Here is a 3438-nt window from a genome sequence, read left to right on the forward strand (position 1 = left end):
AATAATTACCCATTTACCTGTTAGAGCATACATATGCTCATACTTTTCGTATAAAAAAATTCATAAAAGGGGTTAATTGATGATAGAACAAACTTTCCAAAGAAGATTACTCGCTCTACATTATGTATTTCCTGTACCTCTCCCTAAAGTAATTCCACTTCTAAAAATAGATCCCGATCTATCCCAACTAGAAAACATCCAACCAACCCTTCTTGCTAAATTGTGTAATATTCCCATTGAAAGAGCTATTCACTTGAAAAATATGTATAAAGAGTTAGTTTATCATCCTCTACTTGAAACCTATGAAAAACATAATATTTTCCCAATCGCTTATAATGATAATTGTTACCCAGAAAGTCTTTTGAAATTATATGATCCTCCAGTAATTTTATATACTAAAGGAGATGTAAGCTTACTAGCTAAAATTAAAAAGATTGCTATAATTGGTTCTAGAAAGGCAACTTCCTATTCAGAAAAAAGTATAGAAAAAATACTACCCCCTCTAATTCAACAAAATTATGTTATTGTAAGTGGTCTCGCGAGAGGTGCGGACACGCTGGCCCATAGAAAAACAATAGAAATGGGCGGAAAAACTATTGGGGTATTAGGCACAGGTTTTTCTAATATTTATCCAAAAGAAAACGAGGATTTAGCGAACTTTATGTCGAAGAGTCACCTACTAGTAACTGAATACCCTCCCTATATTACTCCAAAAAAGTGGAATTTCCCCATGAGAAACCGGATTATTAGTGGTTTGTCGTTAGGTGTCGTTATTACAGAGGCACATAAGAAGAGTGGTACAGTTTCTACAATGGAGCATGCCTTAGAAAATGGAAAAGAAATTTTTGCAGTTCCAGGATCTATTCATTCAGACCTATCAGAAGGCCCACATCACTTGATACTAGAAGGGGCAAAGCCTATTTGGGATGGCCACCAAATTCTCGAGGAAATGAGATAAAAAGTATAAAATTTTAAATTTAGAATTGAAAAGTCTTGCAATTACTAAGAAACTGTTATACATTTTGCAACAGGTATTTGTTTTGCAGATTGAAGCGAGTTACCTTCTATAAGGAGGCACATCTATGTCGGATTATTTAGTTATAGTAGAATCGCCAGCGAAGGCAAAAACGATTGAGCGATATTTAGGAAAGAAATATAAAGTAAAAGCATCGATAGGACATGTTATAGATTTACCAAAAAGTCAAATGGGTGTCGATGTAGAAAATAATTACGAACCAAAATATATTACAATACGTGGTAAAGGGCCAGTCCTTCAGGATCTAAAAAATGCGGCCAAAAAAGCAAAGAAAGTTTATCTCGCGGCTGACCCCGACAGAGAAGGGGAAGCAATCGCCTGGCATTTAGCAAAATCTCTAAACGTAGATTTAGAGTCAGACTGTCGTGTTGTATTTAACGAAATAACAAAAGATGCTATACTAGAATCATTTAAGCATCCTAGACCGCTTGATAAGGATTTAGTAGATGCCCAACAGGCAAGACGAGTTCTAGATCGTCTAGTAGGATATAATATCAGTCCTATTCTATGGAAGAAAGTTAAAAAAGGTCTTTCAGCAGGTCGTGTACAATCCGTTGCTCTGCGACTAATAATTGATCGTGAACGAGAAATTGAAAAATTTATCCCAGAGGAATATTGGTCTATCGAAGGTAAATTTGAAAAAGGTAAAAAAGCATTCGAAGCTCTTTACTTTGGCAAAGAAAAAGAAAAAGCAAAGCTTACCAATGAAGATGAGGTTAAAGCTGTATTAAATCTCATGAAGGGTAAAAAGTTTGATGTTACTAATGTTACTAAAAAAGAAAGAAAGCGTAATCCTGCGCCTTCATTCACTACCTCCTCACTACAGCAAGAGGCAGCTAGAAAATTAAACTTTAGAGCTAGAAAAACAATGATGCTTGCTCAACAGCTTTACGAAGGAATTGACCTTGGTAAAAAAGAAGGTACTGTTGGTCTTATAACTTATATGCGTACGGATTCTACTAGAATTTCGGATACAGCTAAGGCAGACGCTGCTGAATTTATAAAAAGTGAATATGGATCAGAGTTTCTTTCGACTAAGAAAGCGGAGAAGCAAGATAAAAAAGCCCAAGATGCGCATGAAGCTGTTCGACCTACAAACGTACTAAGAACACCTGATTCGTTAAAGGCAATATTATCTCGAGATCTTTTCCGTTTATATAAACTTATATGGGAAAGATTCGTTGCAAGTCAAATGGCTCCAGCCACTTTGGATACAGTTGCAGTAGATTTGAAAAATGGAGAAGTCATTTTTAGAGCTAACGGTTCTCAAGTGAAATTTGCTGGTTTTATGAAGGTCTACGTAGAAGGCTCAGACGACCAAACAGATGACAAAGATAAATTGTTGCCTGCAATGGAAGTAGGAGATAAAGTAAGTGCTAAAGAGATCGAGCCTAAGCAGCATTTCACTCAACCACCACCAAGATACTCCGAAGCGCGACTTGTTAAAACCTTAGAGGAACTAGGCATAGGTAGACCATCTACATATGCTCCAACTTTAGATACAATACAAAAAAGAGGCTATGTAGCTCTAGAAACGAAGAGATTTGTTCCAACAGAGTTAGGTACTATTATCCATCAGCTTGTATCAGAGTTCTTTCCGAAAATCGTAGATATTGAGTTTACTGCTCAAATGGAAAGAGATTTGGATAGTGTAGAAGAAGGTCAAGTTGAATGGAAGAAAATTATTGATGCATTTTATGTTGAGTTTGAAAAACACTTGGAACACGCAGAAGCTGAAATGGAAAAAATCGTTATAAAAGATGAGCCTACCGGTGAGGATTGTGAAGAATGTGGTTCTCCAATGGTATACAAGCTAGGGCGCTATGGAAAATTCATGGCTTGTAGTAATTTCCCGGACTGTAGAAATACAAAAGCAATTGTTAAAGAAATTGGTGTGAAATGTCCATCATGTGAGGAAGGGCAAATTGTTGAGCGTAAAAGTAAAACAAAACGCTTATTCTATGGTTGCAATCAGTATCCTACATGTGAGTTTCTTTCTTGGGATAAGCCAATTAGTAGACAGTGTCCAAAATGTAATGAAATGCTAGTAGAGAAGAAGCTGAAAAAAGGAATACAAATACAATGTGTTGCGTGTGATTATAAGGAAGATCCGCAAAGCTAGAAAGAAGGATACGACATGACTGAAATAGTAAACGTTATTGGAGCAGGTTTAGCTGGAAGTGAGGCTGCTTGGCAAATAGCTAGCAGAGGAGTTAAAGTACGTCTCTTTGAAATGCGACCTGTTAAACAGACGCCAGCTCACCATACAGATAAATTTGCTGAGCTTGTTTGCTCAAACTCTCTTAGAGCAAACAACTTAACAAATGCTGTTGGGGTTATTAAAGAAGAAATGCGTATGTTGGATTCTCTAATCATCTCCTCAGCGGACAATAGTAGTGTTC

General features: G+C 36.6%; 3 protein-coding genes. All 3 read left to right on the plus strand.

What is annotated here, in order from left to right; all coding sequences use genetic code 11:
- The first annotated feature begins 79 nt into the window (after positions 1-79).
- Positions 80-958 carry a DNA-processing protein DprA gene (gene dprA / locus AC06OU_RS12885; protein ID WP_475856261.1) on the plus strand — a complete coding sequence of 293 codons (879 nt, stop codon included), beginning with the start codon at positions 80-82 and terminating at the stop codon, positions 956-958.
- 124 nt (positions 959-1082) lie between these two features.
- The gene (gene topA, locus AC06OU_RS12890; protein WP_475856263.1) at positions 1083-3158 is read left to right on the plus strand and encodes a type I DNA topoisomerase; all 2076 of its coding nucleotides are present in this window, start codon (positions 1083-1085) and stop codon (positions 3156-3158) included.
- A 15-nt stretch (positions 3159-3173) separates the two neighbouring features.
- A partial coding sequence (locus AC06OU_RS12895) for an FAD-dependent oxidoreductase (RefSeq protein WP_475856264.1) occupies positions 3174-3438 on the plus strand: 265 nt, incomplete at its 3' end.

Source organism: Psychrobacillus sp. (assembly GCF_056205495.1).

Excerpts from the sequence above, each read along its gene's own strand:
- dprA (WP_475856261.1), top strand. The coding sequence starts at position 80 with ATGATAGAACAAACTTTCCAAAGAAGATTACTCGCTCTACATTATGTA.
- topA (WP_475856263.1), top strand. The coding sequence starts at position 1,083 with ATGTCGGATTATTTAGTTATAGTAGAATCGCCAGCGAAGGCAAAAACG.